The sequence below is a fragment of the Peptostreptococcaceae bacterium genome (genome assembly GCA_016649995.1).
In the GTDB taxonomy this organism is placed as follows: domain Bacteria; phylum Bacillota; class Clostridia; order Peptostreptococcales; family BM714; genus BM714.
The window spans coordinates 1-2,526 of the sequence record JAENWJ010000101.1 but is presented as its reverse complement, the minus strand read 5'-3'; the positions used below and the strand labels follow the sequence as shown (position 1 = coordinate 2,526).

At 38.6% G+C, this 2,526-nt stretch carries 3 protein-coding genes and 1 pseudogene; 1 reads left to right on the top strand and 3 read right to left on the bottom strand.

Annotated features, from left to right (window positions below):
* The 3 genes and pseudogenes from JJE29_09465 to JJE29_09455 all read right to left on the bottom strand — a co-directional run.
* Window positions 1–645 (bottom strand): transposase (locus JJE29_09465; GenBank protein MBK5252842.1); only part of this gene is annotated, 645 nt, incomplete at its 3' end.
* Window positions 646–885: 240 nt separating this feature from the next.
* Window positions 886–1,713, bottom strand: a complete 828-nt coding sequence (locus JJE29_09460) for a cell wall hydrolase (protein MBK5252841.1) — start codon at window positions 1,711–1,713, stop codon at window positions 886–888.
* A 358-nt stretch (window positions 1,714–2,071) separates the two neighbouring features.
* Window positions 2,072–2,185: pseudogene (locus tag JJE29_09455) on the bottom strand (diguanylate cyclase).
* A 120-nt stretch (window positions 2,186–2,305) separates the two neighbouring features.
* Between JJE29_09455 and JJE29_09450 the strand changes: the two are divergent.
* Entirely contained in the window at window positions 2,306–2,470 is a 165-nt protein-coding gene (locus tag JJE29_09450) for a hypothetical protein (protein MBK5252840.1), read from the top strand.
* Window positions 2,471–2,526 lie beyond the last annotated feature (56 nt).

The window sequence follows — 2,526 nt, the reverse complement described above, 5'->3', positions numbered from 1 at the left end:
TTTGAGGTTTTTCAATTGTCCAAGTTTCTTTCTGACTGCTCTAAAACGCCGCTTGAAAAACTTATTTTCATGCCCGTTGCCAAAGAACTTGACCTTGCCTGTGGAAGTCTTTGCCACAGCAGGTACTTTAAGTCCTAAATCTACGCCCATAACAATATCGGAATTTACAAGCCTTGTTAATTCTTCTTTTATGGCAATTTGGGCAATCCATTTACCTGATTTTTGAGTGATGCGAAGCATACCAAGTTTGGTAGCATCTTCAATTAAAGTTTTTTGATAATCATCAAAGATGGCTTTAACTTTGATTCGTTTAGATTTGCCATCAACTAAAACAGGAAACTCAAGTACATTCTCCTTGATTCGATAGTTTTGATTATTCCAAAGGCACACAGCTTTTCTTAAAATAGGAACAACTTTGAGTTTCTTTGATTTATTGTAGACACTTTTAGCATCACGAATCGCCTGATTTTTAACAGCGCTTGGCATCAGAGCAGAAATATCTTTTGATGTGAGTTTTAGCACTTTTTTAGCCTCAACCATTTCGGAAACGGTTTTGTTGACAGTTTCGATGTAGGTTCTGCTAATTGCAATCAGAAGATTTCCTTGTTCAATTGTAGGCAATAACTTGATTTTAACCGTTCTCATAGTGACACCTCGCAAACGTTTGTTCTACTTGAATTATACTAGATTATGGAAAGAATATCAATACCGTCGCCTTTCATCCCCATAGCTAAAGCAAGGGGCTTTTCAGCGACATTTGGTAAAGCTCCTCCAATGAGAGCCTCTTTCATTCTTTTATTCATCTCTGCTCCCTCTGGATCATTGCGCCGATCCACGGCCTTATTAATAAATCGTTTTCCTAAAGTTCTGCTTCATAGAATCATATCAACGATAAAAATATTCTCCGTCAATAACACGAATCAAATCGTCAGATTTTGATACAAATGGACGGTTGTTGAAAAACAAACTGTCCTCAATATTGTTGACTCCCTCAAGAGCTTTTTTTGCCGCAGCAATGCTGATAGGCTTTGGCTCAAGATTTTCAAACGACGCTTTGTGTGCAGGTGGAAACTGAACATGTTCATTCGCTTGATAGACTACCCCTTCAATAGTATCGGGAAAATTTTCGTGTTCAACACGGTTCAGTACTGTATTTGCAATAGCCATTGCCATCTCCATGGAATAGTCGCCGGACTCGACTGTTACAATCTTTGACAGCAGATACAAGTCTTCATCCGTGTAGTCTCTTTCATAGATATAATCTTCCGGTATTTCTACAACCGGATTTAAAATATCTACGGTATATGTGGTTTGATCCCAAGATACTTGGCAGCCAAAGTTTTCAGATACAAACCTTAATGGAATCATGGTCCTTCCATCTTTGATAAATGGGGCTTTGTATAACTTAGCCGCAACGCCATCAACTTCTGCATCAATGTTCCCTATGACAATCTCTATGCTTTTTTCATCGAGAGTCATCCTAACAGTTTGTGTATCCTCAAACCACTCTATTGTTCCGCCAAGGGCCTCTACTATATATCGGCCAACTACAAACACTGTGTCCCCTGCCAATATATGTGGCGTGTCCGAATAAAGATAGGAATCATTTATCCTTACAGATGCCTCAACATCATAATCATAATCAGCCCCATAAGAATACGAGGCCGTATTCATCATAAATAAAACTAAAACAATACATAATATTTTTTTCATTATAATCTCCTAACATTCTTTGGATTGTTAATCTATTATACCCTTCATATGACTAAATTTATATACCGCATAGTCAGAACAAACTTATACAACCATTTTTCAATGGCGAAAATCATCATTTTTGATACCGTATTGTGGCATTATCATCAAAACTCCAGGTTACTCTCTGACTTGTCCGTAAAAATAATACGATTATAGTAGGCTAATAAAATGAAGGTGAACTCATCATCAAACATATCCGTATCTGTTTATTGCATAATCGAATCCCCCAAGAGGGGTACAAACAAATTTCCGGATAGTCTATACGACTATTCCAAGGCTTTATCGTCCATCTCGTTTGTATATATTCGATAGGCGCTTAGGCCATTTTTTTTACCTTATACATTGCAGTATCGGCTTTTCTGATTATTTCCTCCACATCGGTACCATGGTCCGGATATATTGCTATTCCTATGCTTAGGGATATTTTAATATCGTAAGCTCATATCGCGCGGAAGAATCTCCTGCAGTAGAGATAGATGATGATGCTGCTAAGACAACGGGAGCGGAATCCGATGAAAGAACGATAAATGGCAAAACAACATTCGCAGAGTTGCTTGATTGGGGAATTACGCCGGAAAGCATTGGTAAAATACTGGGGACCGATATTCCGGAGGCCGGTCTAAGCATAAAGGATTTTTGCACTCAAAATGGGCTTGAGTTTTTGCCGATAAAGGAAGAACTGCAGAGGGAAGCGGATGCACTTGACCAAGGCTAAAAAAAGAAACCGTTTGCATTAGGTGAAGGCCCTCATGAAAAAAAGGAAGCTCCCAT